At 47.7% G+C, this 20,711-nt stretch carries 21 protein-coding genes; 6 read left to right on the forward strand and 15 right to left on the reverse strand.

The features are described 5' to 3' along the window. The first annotated feature begins 803 nt into the window (after positions 1–803). Positions 804–2,456, forward strand: a complete 1,653-nt coding sequence (gene nadB / locus GXO76_15455; GenBank protein NOY79248.1) for an L-aspartate oxidase — start codon at positions 804–806, stop codon at positions 2,454–2,456. Positions 2,457–2,538: 82 nt separating this feature from the next. Further along, positions 2,539–3,360 carry a hypothetical protein gene (locus GXO76_15460; GenBank protein ID NOY79249.1) on the forward strand — a complete coding sequence of 274 codons (822 nt, stop codon included), beginning with the start codon at positions 2,539–2,541 and terminating at the stop codon, positions 3,358–3,360. A gap of 6 nt (positions 3,361–3,366) precedes the next feature. Here GXO76_15460 and GXO76_15465 read toward each other — a convergent pair whose 3' ends face one another. Continuing rightward, entirely contained in the window at positions 3,367–3,915 is a 549-nt protein-coding gene (locus tag GXO76_15465; GenBank protein NOY79250.1) for a spore maturation protein, read from the reverse strand. A gap of 10 nt (positions 3,916–3,925) precedes the next feature. Continuing rightward, positions 3,926–4,585 (reverse strand): nucleoside recognition protein, encoded by a 660-nt coding sequence (locus GXO76_15470; protein ID NOY79251.1) that lies wholly within the window; start codon positions 4,583–4,585, stop codon positions 3,926–3,928. A gap of 167 nt (positions 4,586–4,752) precedes the next feature. On the opposite strand from GXO76_15470, the gene GXO76_15475 reads away from it, so the two are divergent. The 4 genes from GXO76_15475 to GXO76_15490 all read left to right on the forward strand — a co-directional run bounded on the left by GXO76_15475 (position 4,753) and on the right by GXO76_15490 (position 10,214). Then, positions 4,753–5,259 carry an isoprenylcysteine carboxylmethyltransferase family protein gene (locus tag GXO76_15475; GenBank protein NOY79252.1) on the forward strand — a complete coding sequence of 169 codons (507 nt, stop codon included), beginning with the start codon at positions 4,753–4,755 and terminating at the stop codon, positions 5,257–5,259. Between the two features lie 101 nt (positions 5,260–5,360). Further along, positions 5,361–7,727, forward strand: a complete 2,367-nt coding sequence (locus GXO76_15480) for a glucosamine-6-phosphate deaminase (protein ID NOY79253.1) — start codon at positions 5,361–5,363, stop codon at positions 7,725–7,727. A gap of 851 nt (positions 7,728–8,578) precedes the next feature. After that, entirely contained in the window at positions 8,579–9,340 is a 762-nt protein-coding gene (locus GXO76_15485) for an enoyl-CoA hydratase/isomerase family protein (protein ID NOY79254.1), read from the forward strand. Between the two features lie 91 nt (positions 9,341–9,431). Beyond that, positions 9,432–10,214, forward strand: a complete 783-nt coding sequence (locus GXO76_15490) for a hypothetical protein (GenBank protein NOY79255.1) — start codon at positions 9,432–9,434, stop codon at positions 10,212–10,214. Positions 10,215–10,353: 139 nt separating this feature from the next. On the opposite strand, the gene GXO76_15495 is transcribed toward GXO76_15490, so the two are convergent. The 13 genes from GXO76_15495 to GXO76_15555 form a co-directional block, all read right to left on the reverse strand. Continuing rightward, positions 10,354–10,767 (reverse strand): biopolymer transporter ExbD, encoded by a 414-nt coding sequence (locus GXO76_15495; protein ID NOY79256.1) that lies wholly within the window; start codon positions 10,765–10,767, stop codon positions 10,354–10,356. Positions 10,768–10,940: 173 nt separating this feature from the next. Then, positions 10,941–11,594, reverse strand: a complete 654-nt coding sequence (locus tag GXO76_15500; protein ID NOY79257.1) for a MotA/TolQ/ExbB proton channel family protein — start codon at positions 11,592–11,594, stop codon at positions 10,941–10,943. A gap of 9 nt (positions 11,595–11,603) precedes the next feature. Beyond that, positions 11,604–12,491 carry a hypothetical protein gene (locus GXO76_15505; GenBank protein NOY79258.1) on the reverse strand — a complete coding sequence of 296 codons (888 nt, stop codon included), beginning with the start codon at positions 12,489–12,491 and terminating at the stop codon, positions 11,604–11,606. A gap of 282 nt (positions 12,492–12,773) precedes the next feature. Beyond that, complete coding sequence (locus GXO76_15510; protein ID NOY79259.1) at positions 12,774–13,097, reverse strand: divalent-cation tolerance protein CutA; 324 nt, start codon at positions 13,095–13,097, stop codon at positions 12,774–12,776. A 9-nt stretch (positions 13,098–13,106) separates the two neighbouring features. Next, positions 13,107–13,346 (reverse strand): hypothetical protein, encoded by a 240-nt coding sequence (locus GXO76_15515; GenBank protein ID NOY79260.1) that lies wholly within the window; start codon positions 13,344–13,346, stop codon positions 13,107–13,109. Positions 13,347–13,379: 33 nt separating this feature from the next. Then, positions 13,380–13,862, reverse strand: a complete 483-nt coding sequence (locus tag GXO76_15520) for a hypothetical protein (protein NOY79261.1) — start codon at positions 13,860–13,862, stop codon at positions 13,380–13,382. Between the two features lie 115 nt (positions 13,863–13,977). Then, entirely contained in the window at positions 13,978–14,859 is an 882-nt protein-coding gene (locus tag GXO76_15525) for a DUF2520 domain-containing protein (GenBank protein ID NOY79262.1), read from the reverse strand. Between the two features lie 168 nt (positions 14,860–15,027). Continuing rightward, positions 15,028–16,260 (reverse strand): FAD-binding oxidoreductase, encoded by a 1,233-nt coding sequence (locus GXO76_15530; protein NOY79263.1) that lies wholly within the window; start codon positions 16,258–16,260, stop codon positions 15,028–15,030. Positions 16,261–16,281: 21 nt separating this feature from the next. Beyond that, complete coding sequence (locus tag GXO76_15535) at positions 16,282–16,923, reverse strand: cyclase family protein (GenBank protein ID NOY79264.1); 642 nt, start codon at positions 16,921–16,923, stop codon at positions 16,282–16,284. A 93-nt stretch (positions 16,924–17,016) separates the two neighbouring features. Further along, positions 17,017–17,706, reverse strand: coding sequence for a WbqC family protein (locus GXO76_15540; GenBank protein ID NOY79265.1), 690 nt, complete (start codon positions 17,704–17,706; stop codon positions 17,017–17,019). A gap of 119 nt (positions 17,707–17,825) precedes the next feature. Beyond that, positions 17,826–18,452, reverse strand: a complete 627-nt coding sequence (locus tag GXO76_15545) for a hypothetical protein (protein ID NOY79266.1) — start codon at positions 18,450–18,452, stop codon at positions 17,826–17,828. 26 nt (positions 18,453–18,478) lie between these two features. Beyond that, positions 18,479–19,666, reverse strand: coding sequence for a hypothetical protein (locus tag GXO76_15550; protein NOY79267.1), 1,188 nt, complete (start codon positions 19,664–19,666; stop codon positions 18,479–18,481). Positions 19,667–19,802: 136 nt separating this feature from the next. Continuing rightward, on the reverse strand, positions 19,803–20,363 hold the full coding sequence (locus tag GXO76_15555; GenBank protein NOY79268.1) for a hypothetical protein: 561 nt from the start codon (positions 20,361–20,363) through the stop codon (positions 19,803–19,805). Positions 20,364–20,711 lie beyond the last annotated feature (348 nt).

The following is a 20,711-nucleotide window of genomic DNA, read 5'->3' on the forward strand; positions in this document are numbered from 1 at the left end:
AGAAGAATCTGGTGCCAAAGATATAATTTTGTTGGGAGATCAGCCAATAAAATGGTTTTTGAATTATTACGATGGGAGATGGAGACGATTATCAGATTTTCAGCCGTATGGTAAGAAGCACATTGTGGAAATTAGTGGGAAAGAATATAGAGTGCTGGCGCTGGCGCATCCAAGGCAAATAGCACAATTAGGACGTTCAAATCGAAGATGGTTTGACGTGCACCAAGAGTGGTTGAAATCTTGAAAACGGGAGTAGGCTAACCCCGTGTTAAGCTGACCCATCTATTGGTAAGAGGATAAACGTAGCAGTTTTGAGAGATTCACTTGGGGCAAAGCGAGACTGTGATAATATACCGACGAGCGGCTTTCGCTTTCGATTGGAAATGGAAAAAATTCCTGCAAAAAGGGATCACTTTTGGAAAAATTTATGTTAAATTAAAAATATGGGTCTGCTGGAATTTTTATGGGAATTATTTTAGCGGAGCTTACTAAAAGAAATCTTTAAAAAAATGGCAAGACCCAGTCCGTATTTTTTATTGTACGGCAAAAAGCATCAGTGGAAACAGTGAAAGGAAAGAGCCTGTTTTTTTATTCTTATATGGACACGGTGTAACGTCTCATTTAACAAGTATTGGGTAGAATCAGTCCATTTCTGACCCTCCCTCCGGCCCCCTCCCTGAGATCAGGGAGGGGGAGTCAGGGGGTGGGTTCAAAAGGCCGGGTTCATTCCAAAAAATTGTCTTTTCAAAAAAAACAGTAGAACTAAACATATTAAAACCTAATTTCTACGAAAGACGCCTTCAATGATTCGGGAAACGGATTTTTTGGTAGTGGGAAGCGGAATTGCAGGGCTCAGTTTTGCGTTGAAGTCCGCCGAGCATGGTACGGTAGCCATCATAACGAAAAAAGAAAAAGCAGAATCGAACACAAATTATGCGCAGGGGGGAATTGCTTCGGTTGTGAGTCCGGATGACTCCTTTGATTTGCACATTCAGGATACGCTGGCGGCAGGAGCCGGGCTGTGCCACCGGGATGCCGTGGAATTGATTGTAAAAAAGGGTCCGAAACGCTTGAAGGAATTGATGGAATGGGGGGTAAAGTTTTCACAAAAAGCGAATGGAACCCTCGATCTCGGGCGGGAAGGCGGGCACTCCAAAAACCGGATTGTTCATGCGGCCGATCTGACCGGAAGAGAAGTGGAGCGGGCGTTGCTCAATGCGGTCATGAACCATCCCAGAATTCATATTTACGAAGACCATGTGGCCCTTGAAATTCTTACCGAGCATCACTTGGGTCTCCGTGCGGAGCGCGCGGCTAAAATTCCCCACACCTGGGGGGCGTACGTTTTAAATGTGGATAAAAATCGCGTAGATGTATTTCTGGCTAAAATCGTGCTGCTTGCAACGGGCGGAACCGGCCATGTTTACCTTCATACCACAAATCCCTCCATTGCCACCGGCGACGGAATCGGTATGGCCTACCGGGCCGGAGCCTGGATTGCCAATCTGGAATTTATGCAGTTTCATCCCACAGCCCTGCATTATCCGGGAGCCAACTATTTTCTCATCTCCGAGGCCGTGCGCGGGTTTGGCGGTATTTTACGGAATAGCCGGGGTGAGGCCTTTATGGAGCGTTACCACCCGTTAAAAGATCTGGCGCCCCGGGATATTGTGGCCCGGGCAATCGATGCGGAGCTGAAGAAAAGCGGCGATCCTCACGTCTTTTTGGATGTAACCCATCTGAATTCTGAAAAGGTAAAAGAGCACTTTCCGAATATTTACGCGTACTGTGCATCGCTTGGATTGGATATTACAAAGGAGCGTATTCCCGTTGTACCGGCTGCACACTACATGTGTGGCGGCGTGGTCACGGACCTGAAGGCTCGTACGTCCATCTCGGGACTCTACGCCGCGGGGGAGGTGGCTTGCACCGGGGTACACGGGGCCAATCGTCTGGCATCCAATTCCCTGTTGGAGGGGTTGGTTTTTTCACACGAGGCCTATTTGGATGCCGCCAAACACCTGGATGTTGTGGAGATTCCACCGGGTCTTCCGGAATGGGCCGAAGAAGGGACGGTGAATTCGGATGAGTGGGTTTTGATTTCGCACGACCGGGTGGAAATTCAAACCGTTATGTGGGATTATGTGGGTATCGTTCGTTCCAATTTGCGGTTGGAACGGGCTGCCCGGCGGATGGGACTGCTTGCCAGTGAAATTGAGGATTTTTACAAGCGGACCAAGGTGTCTGAAAAGCTGGTTGAACTGCGCAATCTGGTAACTGTGGCCCGTTTGATTATCGGATCGGCACTGTACCGGCGCGAAAGCCGCGGACTCCACTACACAACCGATTATCCTGAGCAGGATGATGAGTTCTGGAAACACGATACATTTGCCCATCGGGATTTTGGCTTTGTTCACAGCCTGCCGCATCCCATCGTGTGGGATGAAGATTTTTAGGCGTTTGAAGTGTGTAATGAACTGGTAAAAGGGGTTTTAAAAAAACTACAGTGAATCATTCAGAGAACAGGAACTCTATTTTATGTTAGTCGGATTAACCATTGAAAAATATCGGGGAATTGAACCGTCGATTTTGTTGAATTTTGTTCGGGTTGTGGGAGTGCGTTTTGCCGAAACAACGGAGTCCATTTTTGAAGATCTGGAATCGGTGCTGCGCGTGAAAAGGCAAACAAAACTGGGGTTGCATCTGCCCATCGTTGAACAAGATGGCTATGATTTTTCATGCGTGGCAGCGAAAGACCGCATTAACCGGTTGATTGAAAATGTAAATGCCCACTGGCAGGAACTCGATTTACAGTATTGCCTGAGCCATCCGCCGGAAAATCATGTTCAAAAAGTGGAAGGACCCGTTTCCAGAGACTTTCTTTTTGAAAATTTAAAACGCCTGGAACCACCCGTCATTATCGAAAATATTCCCGAGGTTAAAGGATTCGAGTTTCGTCCCTTTTATGAGGAAGCCAAACAAGCAATGGGAGAAAAGCTCTGGGGGATGTGCTTTGACGGACCCCACGCCTTTTTGAGCCGGCCGGACTGGCTGGAGCTGTACGAGGAATTCAAACAGGATATTCGCGTAATTCACCTTTCGGATTGCTCCAAAACGGAGGATCTTCACATGCCATTCGGGCAGGGGGGCGTTTTGCCGGTTGAGGAGCTCTTGGTGCGTCTTCAGAAGGACCGGTACGCCGGCATTATCAATCTGGAATTACTGCCCAAATCCCTGCGAGACATTCAACCGGTCATCGACAGTTATTTAATGATTCTAAAGAAATTCAATACCCCCAAATATATCCGGGATAAACTGAGAATGGTATTTATTCTCCCATTCTTAAAAAAGTTCATCTAAAAAACATTACGGCCCAAACACCAATCGACAAATAAAGAGGGCTGCCAGAATACCCACTGCATCAGCGGTCAACCCGGCCAGAACAGCGTGCCGGGTTTTCTTGATTCCCACGGCCCCAAAGTACACGGCGATCACATAAAATGTGGTTTCCGTGGAGCCGTAGATGGTAGAGGCCAGGCGGCCAATGAAGGAATCGGGCCCGTGGGTTTTTAGCAGTTCCGTGACAAGTCCCAGTGTGCCGCTGCCGGAGAGAGGGCGCATGAGGGCCGCTGGCAGAACCTCTGCCGGAAACCCGATTAGGTTTGTAACGGGAGACATGAGTTTTACGAATAAATCCATTGCTCCCGACGCCCGAAACATTCCGATGGATACCAGTATGGCCACGAGATAAGGGATAATCATAATGGCCACGTCAAACCCTTCTTTGGCACCGTCCACAAAGACTTCGTAAACATTTACTTTCTTGATGAAGGCAATGACCGGAATAAAAAATAGCAGAACCGGAATAGCCCAATTCGAAAGAAGGGTAATAAATTCCCGAAATAGTGCTCCCATGGTTGTCTCCTTACGATTCGTTATTCGGTGATTCGGGTTCAGAGGCATGTGAGTCGGTTGTTTCGGCGAGCTCCGGCTCGGCCTTCATCCGGAAGAAGGGCAGCTTTTCATAAACCTTCGAGGCAATAATAGCCGTAATCGTAGCCATGGTTGAAGCGAAAATGGTTGTGCCGATAATTTCCCACGGATTTTTCGATCCCATTTGAATTCGTACGGCGATCATGGTAGCAGGAATCAGCGTAATGCTGGCGGTATTGACTCCCAGAAAAAGAACCATGGCATTTGTGGCTGTGTCCTTTTTGGGATTGATTTTTTGGAGTTCCTCCATCGCTTTCAGCCCCAGCGGAGTGGCTGCATTGCTCAGGCCCAGCCAATTGGCGCTGATGTTGAGGATCATGGCGCCCATGGCCGGATGTTCCGGAGGAACGTCCGGGAAGAGCCGTGTCATAATAGGTTTGAGTAATCGGGCCAGCATCCGTACCAGACCGCCTTCCTGGGCAATTTTCATGATGCCCAGCCAAAAGGCCATAATTCCAATCAGGGCGAATGAAATATCCACGGACACTTTGGCCATGTTGAATGCGGCTTGTGTGACCTCCTGGATGCGGCCGTTAATACCGCCGATGATAATAGACACGGCGACCAGAAATAACCAGATATAATTAAGCATGAAAAACCTCCACAGATTACGGGTCAAAACGTACCAACTTAAACTAAAAAACTACAATTTTTTGGATAGAAATCAAGTGTTTTTTTGAACAAGCACTATTCCGTTTTTTCCTTGCATTTCAACCAAAAAAAGAATATTTTTATGCCAATGATGAGAAGGAGGATTTTGTGAAACTTGCAGATGATTTCAAACGAAAATCTCGAAATTTGGTGATTGGACTGGCGGGTTTATTTGCAATCGCTTTTGCAGCGGATAAACTCCTGGGTTGGTCCGCACTTTGCGGATCAGTTTGCCACTGGGGAGTTGGTCTGATTTTGATGGTGATTGGGTTTGGGGTCGCCTCCGTTTCCGGTCGGCAATTGACGCTGTACGGACGTGCTTCCCAAGACCTGCCGCGGGGCACGACGGACCGAATGGTGACGCAGGGAATTTTCGCTTACGTCCGGCACCCCATGTTCAGCAGTTTTATGTGTATTCTTTTTGGCGTGGGATTCCTCTTGAATTCCAGAGGTTTTACCTTTATTTCGGCTCCGTTGGGGAGCCTTTATCTTATCTGGTTTGCTTATTTTAAAGAAGAGAAAGAGGCCGTTGAAAAATTCGGGGAGGCTTACAAGGAGTATAAAAAACGCGTCCCGCCCTTCTTCCCGTACAAAAAGCCCTTTCATCAGAAATAGGGTTTTATAACCTTGGCCTCTTTGTAATTTAGTGTCAGGGACAGGCCCAAGTTATTGCGAATGTATCTTATTCAACTAGTCGGAGGTTCAAAGCGATTCACATGCCACGTAAAAAAACGGTTAAACCACACCTTCAATCGAAGGTTGAAGCACTTTTTTTGGAACGATCGGGTCGTCGGTTGATGTATTCACCGGTTGAAAAGATTCCCGTTGTTGAAGTAAGCAATTTCCCGACTCTTGGAAAGTTAACCGCCCTTCGATTTCTGGAATGGGTCCAGAACAACCCTGGCGGTGTGGTTTCTTTGCCTACGGGGAAAACGCCGGAACATTTTATCAAATGGGTCACACACTATCTGACCAATTGGCAGCTGCCGGACGTTCAGAAAGATTTGGCGGAAAATGGGGTCGATCCGGCGGTTTATCCGGATATGAAGAGCCTTTATTTTGTCCAGATCGACGAATTCTATCCCATTAATCCGCATCAGCACAACAGTTTTTTCTATTATGTGAATAAATTTTACATTAAGGGATTTGGTCTTGATCCGGAAAAAGCGCTTTTAATCGATACCTCAAAAATCGGAATTCCGGAAGGAAAAGAGATTGAGGACATTTTCCCGGACAACGTGGTGGACATCAGCTTACGTACGCGCCAGGCGATGAACACGCAGGAAAGACTGCAAAAACGGGTAATCGATGCGGTCGATCAGTTCTGCACAAATTACGAAGATTCCATCCGCTCTCTTGGCGGAATTGGATTTTTCCTCGGTGGGATTGGCCCGGACGGGCACATTGCCTTTAATGTCAGGGGATCGGATCATTACTCGACCACCCGGTTAACCACGACCAATTACGAAACCCAGGCCGCGGCTGCGACCGATTTGGGCGGGATTGAGGTGGCCCGAAACCGTCTGGTGATCACCATCGGACTTTCCACCATTACGTACAATAAGGATGCTGTGGCCATTATCATTGCAGCAGGTGAGGCAAAAGCCCGCGTGATTGCCGATGCCATTCAGCATGAGAAAAACAATCTCTATCCGGCCACGGTGCTTCAGGAACTTCCGAATGCCCGTTTCTTTGTGACCCAGGGGGCGGCAAAGCTTTTGCAGGAGCGCCGATTTGAGGATGTCCTCAAAGCGGAAACCCTGCCCGAGGAGAAGATTGAACAGATCATTATTGACCTTGCCCTGTACAAAAAGAAGCGCCTGCGCGATTTGGTGCGAAGCGATTTCACGAGTATTCGGTCCTCGGCGGAGGTTTTGAAGAAAACCGGGCAGGATCCCAAAACACTGGCAAAGAGGGTGGAAGAAAACCTGATCAAAAAAATTGAGGCCGGGTTGGAAACCCCCGAGGGCAAAACCTTCATGCATACGGCGCCCCACCACGACGATATCATGCTCGGATATCTGTCGTACATTGTGCATCTGGTTCGCACGCCAAAGAATAAGCACTTTTTTAATTATATGACCAGCGGGTTCACGGCAGTTACAAACGCCTACGTTTTGGAACTGATGGAAAAGCTGTTGAAGCATATTGAATCCCCTCATTTTCGGGAATTAAAGGAACAGGGGTATTTCGATCCGAATAACGAAAACGCTAAAAATGAGGATATCTATCTTTATCTGGATGGATTGGCTGCCCACAGCCGAACCCGAAAAGAGGAGGCCGAAACCCGCCGTCTTCTTCGGAATATGGTGTACCTATTTGAAGAAGACAGCCTTCCCAATTTAAAAGAACGGACGCGGGAACTGATTAATTACTTCCGGACGCAATATCCCGGCAAGAAGGACGTGCCCCACGTGCAGCAGCTGAAGGGAATGATCCGCGAATGGGAGGCAGATGTCCTCTGGGGATATTTTGGGTTTAACTCGTCGTCCGTAAAACACCTGCGTCTCGGCTTTTACAAGGGGGATATTTTTACGGAGGATCCCAAAATTCAAAGGGATGTTTTGCCCATTCTAAAAATTATGCAGGATATTCATCCGAATGTGGTCACAGTTGCGCTTGACCCGGAGGGAAGCGGCCCGGATACCCATTACAAGGTGATGCAGGCAATTTCAGAAGCTCTGAAAATTTACGAAGAAAAAACCGGCGAAAAGGATATCCGAATTTGGGGGTACCGAAATGTGTGGTACCGATTTCATCCCTCGGAGGCCAATATTTACGTGCCTGTTTCGTTGAATTCCATGGCCATTCTCGAAAAGTCGTTCATGACCTGTTTTGGTTCCCAGCGGTCGGCCTCTTTTCCCAGCTACGAATATGACGGACCGTTTTACCGACTGGCCCAGAATATTATGGTCGAGCAGTATGAGAATGTCAAAACTCTTCTTGGAGATGAGTTCTTTTATGAAAATCCGCATCCCCGGCTTCGCGCCACCCGAGGGCTTACATTTCTGAAGCAGTTGACCCTTCCGGAATTCTATCAGCATTCGTTAGAGCTGCGGAAAACGACGGAAGCCATGGAGTAGGTAAGATTAAATTAAGGGAGGCCGCTGCCTCCCTTTCCTGTTAATCTGTTAAAAGTAAAATTTTTGCTTACGTCCGGCCAATTGCCAATAGCCGATTATCTTAAATTCAGTCCTAACGGATTAGGGGTCATCAGAATAAGGCATATAAACAACTTTTACACCGGTTTATTGAGAACAACCCAAGATAAAGGCCGTGGAAGTCCCCTCTAAAAAGAGGGGATTTAGGGGTGTGTTTTTCTAATCTCCGTGTGTTCGCAAGATAATTTTGAAAGAAACAAAATAACACACTCTGCTCATGCCAGTAGGTCATTGGCGTTAACTTAAGCCGAATTGTCACGAGCTTCAGAGGCTGTGTAAAAATGAAGACAATTTGCGTTATGACGTCATGGCTGACGACCGATGCGAGCGAAATTGGAAATATGTCCACTGGCGTGTAATCTCACGGAAGGATTTGAAAAAGAGCGCATCCTCGCCTGCTAATTGGCACTTGGTGTCAGTCAAGAATGTTATTAACCTATCGTCCCTATGGGACTTTTGAACAGTTCTTTTTTATTGGTTACAAACATGTCGTCCCTACGGGACTGTGTTTATTGCTGTTAGTTTAGGATTAGCCAATCCGTATATGGGAGCGCCGTTAGGTGCGAGATGTTTGTAGTGAATAGGGTGCCCCGTTAATTTAAGTGCCGTAGGTACGAAAGATTAACAGATTGAAAATAGTGGGGTTGTTCAAAATTTAATACGTGTTAGATTGACGAAAATTACCGGCCCGTGGATTTCAGGCAATAATATGATTTGCGGTATTTTTACACAGCCTTTTTAGCTCGTGGATAACCTTAAAATGAGGATCGCCCGTGAAACATATTTCAGTAGAAAAATCGGATTCAGTTGCGCGCGTGACGATCAAACGTCCGGAGAAACACAACGCCTTCAGCTGGGACACCATGAATGAACTTATTGAAATCTTTCATCGATTAAAAGACGATGCCTCTGTGCGCGGCGTTATTCTAACCGGCGCCGGAGAAAAGGCATTTTGCACGGGTGCCGATCTTGGAGATTTGCTCCGCTTTGATACGCCGGAGAAGGCACGCCGGTACGCGTTAAAGGTGGATGAAATGATGGACACGGTCATGAATTTCCCCAAACCGACGATCGCGGCCGTCAACGGATTTGCTCTCGGCGGCGGGATGGGACTGGCAGCCGGATGCGATATTCGGATCATGAGCCGCCAGGCAAAGGCGGGGTTCCCGGCGGTTCGAATTGGAGCTGTTCTGCCGGTGGGGTGTTCCTTTCGTGTCATGGCATTAATTGGTCTGGCGAAAAGCAAGGAGCTTATGCTGACGGCAAGAATGGTGGCGGCGGAAGAAGCCCTCGCCATCGGCTTGGTTCATATGGTGGTGCCTCCAGACACTCTGCTGGAAAAATCCCGCGAGGTTTTGGACGAAATCCTCCAGGGCGGGGACGATGCCCTCTACGCGACGAAACTTATTCTCAATCAAAAACTGCGGGCAGACATTCAGCAGTACGCTGCCCTCAGTCCCGACAATTTTGCGTATCTTTCAACTACCCGTGACTGGAAGCAACGCATCAGTGACTTTGTGAACAAGAAAAAATAATTTAAGGAAGACAGGATAGACAGGATTTCTGGCGAGGCAATCCTATTTAATCCTGTTTATCCTGTCCAAAAAAATCGAACCAAGATCCCAAATGAACCCTTTCCAAACTATTTTTCATCTCCTCTGGATGAAAAATCTTCCCTGTTCTGCCGTCCGGGTAAATTGGCAGCCGGAGCCCGTCCAAAAACCTGCGGCCCTTCTGCGTGCGGAAAAGGCCTTCTGGCACGAGCTTCTTGAAAAGCATCCCGCCGCCCATCTGTTTAACGGGCCGTTGGCGGAGCTGGAATCGTTTCGGATCGAAGAAAGCCGCCTTTTTCTGAACCTTCGCCCTTCGGATTACCGGGCCTTCATGTACAGCAATTTTCATCGACAGGAAATTCTGCACGATTACGCCAGGCAATTCGTGAATCAGGGGCTTGGAATTAGCGCGGTGGTTCGCACCGGTGACGGTACGATTGTCCTGATGAAGCGGAGTGAGCAGGTCGGCGAATATCCGGGGATGCTGGATGTGTTTGGCGGGCACATTGAACCCGGCCGGCATACGGTAAACGGGTTACCGGATCCCTGCCTGGGGATACGGGAGGAGCTGCGGGAAGAACTGGGTCTTTCGTCTAAAGATATCCGGGATTTGCGGGTTATCGGCATGATTCGCAATGCCGAAACGACCAAACCGGAGCTGGTGTTTTTGGCTGACTCTTCTCTGTCCGTTGAGGATCTTCGGGAAAAGGCGAAAAGGGCCGCTGATGCGGGGGAATACGATTCATTGGTGCCGGTTGCGGATACGCGCGGAATTCTGCAAAACTATCTGGCGGAAAATGCGGATCACTTTTCACCCTCCGGGTTGGGTAGCCTGTGGGTGTATGCCCATTTGTGAGGCCAACCTTCCAGTCCTCTTTAGACAGGAGTAACAGGATGTGATCCTGTACCTCGCGACCTTTTTTAATTTTGGTTCTACGGTTTTTTTGGAGAAGACAATCTTTTTGAAAATATCGCCTGGTCTTTTGAACCCACCCCTATTTTTGCGCCGGTAATTGGACTTCCGTTGCAATAACCAATTTCTTAATTCCCGCCTGTTTGACCAGGTCCATGACCTCTACCACCAAACCGTGGGGCACCGTCTTGTCGGCTTTCAGAACGAGCGTGCTCGGGTGGCTCTCTGTCACCTGCTTTTTGAGCGCGGTTTCCAGACGGTCAATGGCGTAGGGTTTGTCATTGAGGAAAATTTGCTGCCGGGCATCAATAAAAATCGTCAGCTTTTGTACCTTTTCTACCACGGATGTTTTGGCGGCAGGGAGGTCCAATTTCATTCCAGGCTGTTCCTGAAAGGTGGACGTCACCATAAAGAAGATCAAAAGAATAAATAAGACATCGATCAGCGATGTGATGTTAAGCGACAGCTTTTTTCGCGTCTGCAGGGCAATGTGCATCGTTTGTTATCCTAATTTATAGAACGGCTGTTTTAATAAAATTCATTTGTGAGTTCACTCTAAAAATCACGAATCCTGCCAATTTAATTTCAATAAAATCAATTTATGACATGAGTGGGCAAAGGCTTTTTAGAGCGGACGCATTTTTCATTTAAATCGTTCCGAGTCCGGGCTTAAAACTCTGCTGCGTCCGCAGTGATTTTCTTTTCAATAGCCACAATTTTTCTCACCAGTTCCCCTGTGTATTTTTCAATTTCCAGAACGATATCTTCGGCCTTGTGGTAAAAATAATTATAAAAAATTAAGGCGGTTACACCGATGGAAAGGCCAAAAACCGTCGTGATAAGAGCCTCGGAAATTCCGGCCGACAACGCGCTGGCCTGGCCAACCCCGACCTTTGAAATCACGTTAAAAACCTTAATCATACCGATGACGGTACCCAGAAGTCCCAGGAGCGGTGAAACGCCGGCGATGGTTTCAAGGGCACCCAGGCCGCTCTGCAGGGCGTGAACCTCCTGTCGTCCCTGTTCTTCAATCACTTCCTTTAGGTCCTCTTTTGAGAGATGGCGCTGCTCGAGCGTGAGACGGGTCAGATTGGCAAACGGCCCGGAGTATTTTTGGCAAAGAGAGATAGCCAGCGGAATATCCCCGGCTTCTTTTAGCGATTCAATCGTATTGGAAATTTGCGGTAACATGATTTTTCGCCGGCGCAGGTGAAGCAGGCGTTCCAAAATAATAGCCAGAGCCCAGACAGAGGCAATGGCCAGGGGAATCATCATAATTCCGCCTTTTTGAAAAAACTGCCAGGATTGTTCGAATGCGTTCAATGGAATCTCCTATTTTTTAACAATATACCAGAATGAGCCGGTTATTTCCAGATAGTCCTTTGGAAAATCCCGGGGCAGGGGTTTAAACGGCGCTGAAATTTCAACGGCATTAACGCTTGTTTCCATCAGGGTTTTATGTCCTTCGTAACGAACCAACTGAACCTTGTCCAGATGTCCGTCCGGGTAGATCCGAAAACGCAGCAGCGTGTGACCCTGGATCAGGCCCAATTTTGTAAACGCGGGTGGTGGGAAAATGTGCTGCTGGATTCGTTTCTTAAGATAGATCATGTACGGGGCGAAATCCCAGTCGTAGGTATTAAATGCCAGTCCCCCTAATTTATCCACATTAAATTCGGCATTTTCGTAAGAGAGATTTGACGGCGAGGTCATGGGACGGGACCGCCGTCCGGTTAATTTGTCGGGGCTGAACGTCTCGTAGGTTTGCTGGCGGGAAGAAAAGAGGGGAGATTCTTCCCGTTTCAATACCTTCTCCACAGATTTTTTTTCAGCTTCCGCTTTGGGCTTTTTAACTACAGACGGCTTTTCGGGAGCGGCCGCCAGTTGAGACATCTCAGGGTTGGGAATCGTCCCACGCGAAGACGGGAGCGGTCCCTTTTTACCCAATTTTTTGGGATTGGCTGCCTCCGAATTTTTGTCGGAATAGAAACGCGCCGTCTTGGGCTTTTTTGGGGCAGCCTTGGGCGTTTCCACAAACTCGAATTGGATTTCCCTGTTTTTCTTCAGGGCTTCCTGTTTGGTTTGAATGGGAAACCACTGAAAATGAACCGTTACGCCGTAAATCCAAAGCAGGAAAAGGTGAAACGCAAGTGAGAGTAAAATAAAAGGAATAATTTTATTTTTTGAAAGATATTTCTTTGCAGCGACTTTAAGCTCCAAGACCAACCTATTTTTCAACCCTATTTTTGCATGTGTTTGTAAATGCCGGGCCTAATTTATGCGATTTTTAATTAACCCGATTTAAGTTCTCTATTTATTACAATTTATTACGCTAAAAGTTTCATTAAAACAGTCACGTGCTAAAGGAAACTCACAGTACGATTTAAAAAGAAGACGACAGAAAACGACAGCAGCTGTTCCGTTACGGTTTGTGAGTCGATCCGGGAATCGGCCTCTTAAACGGCTGTTCGGCGAGCCGGTTTTCACAATTCCACACCGTGTTCAGGCCGGGGTGGTTTCTCCGTGAAGCCATTCCAGATACTCGTGCGATCCGTCAACAATCGGCAGAGCGATGATCTCGGGAAGCTCGTACGGATGCAGTTTTTTGATCCTGTCGATAACACTTTCCAATTGCGAATGGACGGTTTTAATCACAAGCAAGAATTCCACTTCGGTCTTAATTTCGTTTTCCCACCGGTAAATGGATTCCACGTGCGGGATGATATTCACGCACGCAGCCAGCCGTTTTTCTACCAGGCGGCGGGCTATGCGCTCGCCGTCCTTCTTGGAGTGGACCGTGGTGTAAACAATCCGTTCGTCAGCCATTTTTCCCTCTTAATTTGATTGCAATCGTTCTTGAATCACCCGGTTGAATCGCGGGCGGTAAATCAGTTCAAACTGAAATTCCTTCCCCGGGAACAGGGTTAAAACCTGCTTTTTGGTCGCTTCCACTAATTCCAGCATTTCCGGAACGCTCATGTCTTCCTGGTACAAAAGCTGAAGGGTCAGGTCGACAATCAATCGCAGGCGGCGCAGTTTTTTTCTTTCTTCCTGAATTTCCCTGGAGGTGGCCATGAAAGTCTCCCGTTTAACGTTTTGTGTATCTGCCTAAAACCTGGCGTTGCTTCCCCGTATTTTCTTGATGAATTCCCCCACGCGTTGTAAATGGCTCCCCCTCCAGTAGATTTTACCGCAGGCAGGGCATTGCCAGAATTCATGGTGTGTTTCAAAAACCAGCGGGGGAACCTGCCCGAAAACCGCCTCTTTTGCAATTGAGACAACGGGGACATTACAGGGTACACACAATCGAAACACAAAATGTTCCGTGTCCAGCTGAAATTTTTCCAAGACGTCCCGTACTTGTTCCCGGGGGTCGTTAGGTGCCACAAAATAGTAATTTTCCGCGGGTAATTGACCGGCAATTTTTCGGTTTCGTGTTAGAAGAATGCGATCGTCTGCGAGTACCGTGGGAATCCATTCCTGCACGGACTTTTCAGGATTGTAGAGTGTGTCGTACCCCAAAATCCGGAGCCAACGGGCCAACCGTCCCACCATCATATCTGCTGCAAATGCGATGTCTTCAGGTGTCATGAATGGGCATAATTATTTTCTGTGTCTTTTCACATTCAATAAACCCATGCAAAATCTGTTCATAAACAAATTAATAATGGCATGGGCGAAATGCAAGTGTTTCGTGTATATCCGGTTATTTTTCATAGCTCTCAAATAGATTTTCGATGGCCTGGAATTTTTGCGACAAATTGGGAGCCAGCTTTTGTGCCAGATTCAGGGTTTCGCGTCCCAGAGAAATGTACACGGGAAGGCGTTGAGGATTTTTATTCTTTAGATTTTCCAGGTGGTTTCTTACAGTTTCAACGTCGCCGCGGGCAATGGGTCCGGTGAGGATGTCTTCGGGGTTGGCACCGTCCAGATTTTGGGCGGCCGTTTGAAAAAGCGGCAGGAGAATGGTTTTCCCCTTGGGGCGGGAAATGCCGATTTGCTCAAGAATAGCGAGGCCGGAGTCCATGAGTGCCGTGGAGTAGTTGGAAACCATAACGCAAGCCAGGTGGTACAGGGGTTTGGCTTGCGTGGGAATTTTGAAGGGAATACCCCCCAGAGCCGTGGCCAGGTCGGCCAGAACAATCGCGGCCTGGGAATCGCCTTCAATGGCAAAGGTGCAGCCGCGAAATTTTTGGGCATCATCCGGTGTCCCTGCAAAGGATTGTGCCGGGTGAATGGAGGCGAGCAGCGCGCCCTTTTCTCGCAGGGGGGCCAGAACTTCCGATGATTTTGCCCCGGACGTGTGGGCGACAATCACCGACCGCAAATTAACCGGTGAGGCGGCGAGTTGATCCGTTACCCGTTCAATCGAATCGTCGGGTACCGTTACCAGAAGAATATCTACCGGCGGCCAGTTCCGAAAATCGGTCGTAAAATGGGAATCGGGGAACTCTTTTTGAAGGCTCTTCAGGGACTCCTGAGTTCGACCCACAACCAATGTTACGCTTTGACCTGCCTGATGGAGAGCACGCAAAAGGGCTTTCCCCAAACGTCCCGGTCCGATTAAACCAATAGAATAAATGTCCATTTCCTACCTCTGGTCACAACCCATTTAAAATTGTTGAATCAAGTTTTCAATATCCAAAAGGAATGCCCATTCAAAAAAAATTGGAAAAGGTTACAAGGTGCCTGCTAAGCCCCAATTCAGGTGCACCATTTTTTCAGAAAAAGAAACGAATCGGACGATGCGTTTCTTTTAAATCAGAAACCGCCCGGGAGAAAACAGCTGAATGGACTCTCCGGTTTTGCCCGTTTGAATGATATCCGCCAGAATTTTGCCGCTTAAAAATCCAAACGACATCCCGTGACCCGTGTATCCCCCGGCTGTAAGAAGGGTATTCCGCCCCGGCAATTTCCCGATAATCGGAAGGCCGTCGATTGAAAATCCCATAATACCCGCCCAATTGTGCGTAACGGTCAACGGCCCCAGACCCGTAAAGGTGGAATCCATAAAATTCTCCAGATTTTTCCGGAGATTCGGATCGGGCGTTTCGTCCAGTTTTCCCACATCGGCATCTTCGGCACTCCAGCGCATACCGCCCAGCATTAACCGTCCGTCGGGTGTTTGCTGCCAATATTCATAACCGAAGTTCGTGAGCATGGCCATAGGGGGTAATCTTCGATCGGTTGGAGCGGTGGCAATAATCTGACCCCGTACCGGTTCAATCTTTTTCTGGAAATAGGGGTACACCAGCGATGCGTATCCGTTTGTTGCCAGAACCACCATGTGACAGGTAAGGGTTCCGGCAGACGTTTCAATCGTCACATCATCACCGGTTTCTGAAATAGAAATCACCTCAGTCCGGGGGTACAGTTTTCCGTTTTTTTGCAGGATTTGTTTTCCCAAACCGAAAAGGAACCTGCCCGGGTGAAAGGTGGCGTCTTCTTTGTAAAATCGGGCGCCCAGAAAGTTTTCCGGAAGGGGCAATTTAAAAAGCTTCCGCAGATCGCTCTGGGTGAGCCACTCACTGCCGTAGCCGTTTTCCTGAAGCAGTTGAACCGATTCCCGAATTTCGTTGGCTTCAGCTTCCGAAGACGCGATGGCGAGAGAGCCCTCCTTCCGAAAATCACAGTCGATTTTATGTGTGTGAATAAAATCTTCGAGTAATGTGTTGTTCTTGATGGAAAAATCCCACAGAATTTTGGCTTCCGGAAGACTAACGGCAGCGACCAACCGGGCAAAGTGCTCGGCGGTTCCGGCAAGCAACAGCCCCGCATTTCGGCTGGATGCTCCGTACCCCATGATATTTTTGTCCAGTACCACAAACCGGATGCCGGTTCGTTGCAGCCAGTAAGCCGTGGAGAGCCCCGTAATTCCTCCCCCGATAATGACTACGTCGCTTTGCCCGGGCAAGGCTTCGTGTGAATGCAGTGTGTCCAGCGGGGCTGTCTCCTGCCAGTAGCTTTTTTCGAGAATTCCCGAAGTCATTTGACATCCTCATTTAATGGTTCATTCCTGAATTGGAAACAAAAGCGCCCGTGCAGGAGCGCCGTCCCCTTTTTCAACCCTCAGGGGTAAACAGACCAAATCGTAAACTCCCGGCGGGACCGCAGAAAGGGTGATTCCCTCCAGAATGATGACGCCGTTTTCCAACAATTTATGGTGAACAGGAAAATCCGGGTTATTTTCGGCCTCTATCGAAAGGTAGTCGATTCCAACGAGCTGCACATTTTTTTCAAGAAGAAATTCCGCTGCATCCTCGGAAAGCGAGGTGAAATCCCTTTGAAAGGTTCCGGTCCAGTTAAAGGAAGAGTTTTTTGTTTTGAAGAGCACCCGATGAAAACGAGACCAATCGTAGGATGCAATGTCCCTTTTGTGAATCAAGGTCCGCCCGGGAAGGGCCGCTATCAGCACCGGTCCCAGGCATTTTCTGAGATCCAACTGGTCCACTGTTGCCCCTCCCGGCACAAAGTGGAGGGGCGGATCCACATGCGTGCCCGCATGGGTGGACAGGGCAAGGCGGGACATTTCAAATCCGTCCCCCGACGCAAGGGAAGCCTGTTTGGTAAGCTGAACCGGGGCATCCCCCGGCCAAACCACCAGATTGGGCGAAAGCCCGACACTGATATCGAAATAGGGTTGTTTTTTCATAAGCGAAATAATTTTTAGTTAGACAGGATAGACGGGAGAAATCGTATTAAAACCCTTTAAAATAATTCTGCCATCCTGTAAATCCTGTCCAAATTACGTTCCTAACAAAAAAGATTTTGTTTCCGGTCCCACATTCATGAGAAGATCAAAAACCGAAAGATTGGGTTCAAAGTTCCGAAACTGTTGAAGATAGGGTGATTGTTCCATCGGAATCTTTTCACACGAATAGCCGTTTTTTGTAAGAATAGAACCATCAAAATAGGATTCCGAATCCGCCTCGATAAGATAGCCGGAGCACGATTCCTGTTGCAAAAGGGCAAGGATTTGCTCCTCCCGCGAGCCGTTTGGTCGCAAATGTGAGCTGTACACAAATTTGGGGGCGATTTTTAAAATAGACAGCAGGGAAGAGAGTACCTCGTGAAAAAGCTCCATGTAACTGGAATAATCGCGGCCAAAAAGGGGTTCCACGACCGGCCAGTAGTGCTCAAAATAGGGCGCATTTTTGTAGTTTACAAGAAGGCTCTTATGATGCTTTTTATGCCAGGCGCGGGTGGGATCGATCTGAAGATTCCGAATAGCGGGCGATTTTCCTTTCGGAAGAAAAATGGGCACGGTCAAATAGCGTTTTCCATCGGTTGTTTTTATGGCCATTCGATTGATTTTTCCAGAGGAGCGGATGGGGCGGTCATCAAGAACAAGCACGACGCCCGCACGAATAAGTTTTCGAAACGTGGAAATGGAAGGGAAATATTCCGGGAAAATTGTGGTCAGCGGCCTTTTCATAAAATTATGCAATCATTTTGCGTTTCGTCTCTGCCCATTTGAATATACGAAATAAAAAGAAACGTCCGCAAGAAAAAAGCGGAGACGTTCTTTATCCCCAGAAAAAGTTGGACCAAACTCTATGGCCGGTGGCCCCGGTGTTTTCCCATGTGCCGCATGCGTATACGGATACGGTCCATCCGCATATCGGAAATCCCATCACCGTCTTCGTCAATAAAGCGATCCTTCATTTTGTGATGATTTTTCCCGAGCTCTTTTCGATGTTCTTTAAAGGCTGCCATACGATCGTCAATGCCGTCACCGTTTTCATCCACAAACCCCATTTGAATCCGTCCCTTTTGTTCGTCCCAAAAGCCGTATTTCCCGCCGCCCCAATTTTTCGGGGAATAGGGTTGGCCTGTAATATCATTTTTCCCGTCGTGATCGGCATCAATGACAGGAATCAGGTTTTTGTGCTCGGCAATCAGATCGTTAACCCCGTCACCATCGGCATCAATAAACACATCGTTTGTGCCGTCTTTATTTGCATCCACAAATCGAAAAGTGTGGGGATAAGGCTTTTTAGTGACGTCGTTGATGCCATCCCCGTTGGCGTCGCGAAATAAGTCATTTATCCCGTCGTGGTTCTGGTCAATCCATCCGACAGGATGAATTTTCGACGGCTTATCTTGAGCATAACTTATGCGGGGGAAAATTGCTCCCCAAGCCACGAAACCAACAAGAGCCGCAAACAAGCGGATATTCATTTTTTTCACCTTCTTATTTCACTTCATTAAAAATTGAATGAAAATCCCGTCATAAATAATTGACTTTTATATTTGTAATAGGCATCATTGGATTGATTATTTATCCAATAATAATCACTAAAAAAGGTTGTGCTTTTGACAATTTTTCCAATTGCAAATGATTTTTCCAATCCAAAATAGAAATAATCCAGTTTGTCATCGCGATAATCTTGTCCATTTGTGGGATTTCCGTCCAGATCAAGGGCCAGATGTCCCGGATAAAACTTGTGGGATCGCGTAAATGCGGCCGTGAGTTGAATTCCCCTGGGAAGCAATTGGGTAATTTGTGCCGAATATTCCAATCCCTTGTAGCTGTAGGGGTCGTCGAACAACTCATCTTCCGTGGTGTATCCGGATTGAACGGCCGTCAAATAGCGAGCCTCCGAATCAAAATTATAGCGGTAAAGAACCTGGACACTTAATCCCGTTGTGGATGTGAGAGATTGTCCCACCCGAATGGAATTTGTCCATAGTTTGGCAGAGGGTACGTCTTCAACAGATACAATGGTGCGCACGCCTCTCCCTCCCATCCGGCCACTGCGCCCGCCCATAAATGTGCTGTCATAAAGGGTCGTAACAAAGGTTCGGGCCAGATAGTTTTTGTAGCCATAACTGGATTCTATCGTTAAACTGGTTTTGGTTTTAAAGGCGCGGTTAAATCTAAGAAAAAGATAGTGCTCCCAATAGCTAAATCCAGCTAAGTTTTTATACGTCCGCTCGCGCAGCCGATATCCCCCCTGGATGTGATTCCCCAGCCACGGCGATTTAATATTTATGTAGGCAAGAAATTGATTGTAGTCATAATAATTGTAAAGCTCCTTATTGGAACGATTTGAAAATTTGATGCCGCTGTAAAGGTAGGCATTTTGTTCGGAAATGGACCGGGCATAAGCGAATCCAAACTCATGGTAGAGAAAATTGCGGTCCCGGTAATTTTTGAATTGATAGTAATTCCCTTGATAGTAGACCCGAAAAATTTCATCTTCCCGGTTAATGTCGTGGTTAAAATAAATGGTTCCCTTTCCGATGTTATCACTCATTCCGAGGTAATTGTGAAAAGCATTGGAATCATAGCTGTAGTATAACGATGCCGTTACGCCTGTTCGGGCAGAAGCCGGATGAATGGACAGTTGAAATATTCCGAAAATAACCGCCATTAAAAGTATTTTTTTCATTGTGTTCCCTATAGTCTTGAAGTTCAATCTAATTTAATATAAGCAATTTTTTCAATTCATAAAAGGATTAATAAACACGCCTTTTCTATTTATGAAAAGGCGTGTTTGCTGTTTGAGCCAGAGGAGTTGGCCTATTTTATGGGTGTTGGGCTCGCTGTCCCCGGAGGCCTTTGGGGCCGGTACCATCGCAAGTGCCTGCGGCCGTTCCTGTCCCATTTTGATTTAAGCCGGCCTGCATGCCGTTGCCGTGACCCATTTTACCGCGGTTTCCATGACCAAAATGACCTTTGGCGCCCATCATTCGTCCGGTACCATCCATGGGACGCACCCAGTCGGGGTCCTGTCCGTTCGGAATACCATCATTGTCAAAATCCTGTGCCCAGTCGTTAATGCCATCGCCATTTTCATCGATAAAGCCGCGAGCGCCATGGCCCATTCGGGCTTTGGAGCCGGTGTAATCCGGGTCCTGTCCGTTGGGAATGCCGTCTCCGTCGGCGTCTGGGGCATTGTCGTTGATGCCGTCGCCATTCAAATCCACAAACCTATGTCCGTGATGAATCGTTCCCTGATTGGGTGCCGGATTGGGCGTGGGGTCTGGATTTTCGGTCTGCGCCATAAGCTGTGTGTCCACCGCAAAAAATAATCCGATGGCCATTACCAATGCCGTGATTCCTGTTGTGCTGATGATTCGTTTCATGTGCATAACCTCCTTTTTGGTTCGAAACGTTTATGATTTAGTGACTTTCAGCAGCTATCACTTCAACATTCGTGCCATAAATAAATTGATTCTCTATCACCTTGTTTATTATGCAATAAGGGGAAACGGGCGTTCAGAGGTTTTTGGGGGTGTTCCCGAAATGTCGACCTTTTTGTCGAAGGAATTCGACGAGATTGTCGAGAACCCGGATGGATTGTGGAGGCGGAGAGAGAATCGCTTTTCTCTGCTTACCTCGATACATCCCGCCTGTTTCTCGACTTCGCTTGGGAACCGGGGGACCCACGCGGTAACCGGTATTGCACCCAAAATATTAAGAGGGCTTCCCCA

Source organism: Calditrichota bacterium, assembly GCA_013151735.1.
GTDB lineage: Bacteria > Zhuqueibacterota > JdFR-76 > JdFR-76 > BMS3Abin05 > BMS3Abin05.

Bases quoted from the DNA above. Each gene is read 5' to 3' on its own strand.
- nadB (NOY79248.1), top strand. From the start codon at position 804: ATGATTCGGGAAACGGATTTTTTGGTAGTGGGAAGCGGAATTGCAGGG.
- GXO76_15460 (NOY79249.1), top strand. From the start codon at position 2,539: ATGTTAGTCGGATTAACCATTGAAAAATATCGGGGAATTGAACCGTCG.
- GXO76_15465 (NOY79250.1), bottom strand. From the start codon at position 3,915: ATGGGAGCACTATTTCGGGAATTTATTACCCTTCTTTCGAATTGGGCT.
- GXO76_15470 (NOY79251.1), bottom strand. From the start codon at position 4,585: ATGCTTAATTATATCTGGTTATTTCTGGTCGCCGTGTCTATTATCATC.
- GXO76_15480 (NOY79253.1), top strand. From the start codon at position 5,361: ATGCCACGTAAAAAAACGGTTAAACCACACCTTCAATCGAAGGTTGAA.
- GXO76_15490 (NOY79255.1), top strand. From the start codon at position 9,432: ATGAACCCTTTCCAAACTATTTTTCATCTCCTCTGGATGAAAAATCTT.
- GXO76_15495 (NOY79256.1), bottom strand. From the start codon at position 10,767: ATGCACATTGCCCTGCAGACGCGAAAAAAGCTGTCGCTTAACATCACA.
- GXO76_15510 (NOY79259.1), bottom strand. From the start codon at position 13,097: ATGGCTGACGAACGGATTGTTTACACCACGGTCCACTCCAAGAAGGAC.
- GXO76_15515 (NOY79260.1), bottom strand. From the start codon at position 13,346: ATGGCCACCTCCAGGGAAATTCAGGAAGAAAGAAAAAAACTGCGCCGC.
- GXO76_15520 (NOY79261.1), bottom strand. From the start codon at position 13,862: ATGACACCTGAAGACATCGCATTTGCAGCAGATATGATGGTGGGACGG.
- GXO76_15525 (NOY79262.1), bottom strand. From the start codon at position 14,859: ATGGACATTTATTCTATTGGTTTAATCGGACCGGGACGTTTGGGGAAA.
- GXO76_15530 (NOY79263.1), bottom strand. From the start codon at position 16,260: ATGACTTCGGGAATTCTCGAAAAAAGCTACTGGCAGGAGACAGCCCCG.
- GXO76_15535 (NOY79264.1), bottom strand. From the start codon at position 16,923: ATGAAAAAACAACCCTATTTCGATATCAGTGTCGGGCTTTCGCCCAAT.
- GXO76_15540 (NOY79265.1), bottom strand. From the start codon at position 17,706: ATGAAAAGGCCGCTGACCACAATTTTCCCGGAATATTTCCCTTCCATT.
- GXO76_15545 (NOY79266.1), bottom strand. From the start codon at position 18,452: ATGAATATCCGCTTGTTTGCGGCTCTTGTTGGTTTCGTGGCTTGGGGA.
- GXO76_15550 (NOY79267.1), bottom strand. From the start codon at position 19,666: ATGAAAAAAATACTTTTAATGGCGGTTATTTTCGGAATATTTCAACTG.
- GXO76_15555 (NOY79268.1), bottom strand. From the start codon at position 20,363: ATGAAACGAATCATCAGCACAACAGGAATCACGGCATTGGTAATGGCC.